Origin of the sequence: Pseudomonas sp. D47, from assembly GCF_045447305.1 — a bacterium.
GTDB lineage: Bacteria > Pseudomonadota > Gammaproteobacteria > Pseudomonadales > Pseudomonadaceae > Aquipseudomonas.
The window spans coordinates 1-433 of the sequence record NZ_JBJGXU010000191.1; the positions used below are offsets into that span (position 1 = coordinate 1).

The following is a 433-nucleotide window of genomic DNA, read 5'->3' on the forward strand; positions in this document are numbered from 1 at the left end:
GTTTTGAAACGCTCGGATTCCAGACGCTTGAGCCAAAGGCAAAAGCCGTTTCGCTCCCAATACAAAATCTTCACCCGGTTGCGCGGCTTATTGAGGAAGACGAAAAGTATCGGGTCGAAGACCGCTACTTTTATGTCCAGCTCGACCAAGGCAGCCAGGCCGTCAATGGATTTTCGGAAGTCGACTGGCTTAGGGTACAGATACACTTTCTCGACTTTTGCATCGGGTCGCATCATGGCGAACAGGCTCCTGAGGGAATCGGAAGCACAGCATCCGGCATCAGCTAAGCGCTTTGAATGCGGGGTTTATGGAGCGCTTACAATCCATCATCGAACGGATCGTTCTTGTGGAACCTCAAGCGCCCAGCATGGGGCAAAAATGGGGCAAACCGTACGCCAATCCATGCCATCTAATGCCCAATATGCATTTATAC

The 433-nt window shown here is 51.3% G+C and carries 1 protein-coding gene; it reads right to left on the reverse strand.

The window, feature by feature from the left end; all coding sequences use genetic code 11:
* Positions 1 to 236, reverse strand: a 236-nt coding sequence (gene tnpB / locus ACI77I_RS32195) for an IS66 family insertion sequence element accessory protein TnpB (RefSeq protein WP_407000245.1), incomplete at its 3' end; no start/stop codon positions are given.
* Positions 237 to 433: the final 197 nt, after the last annotated feature.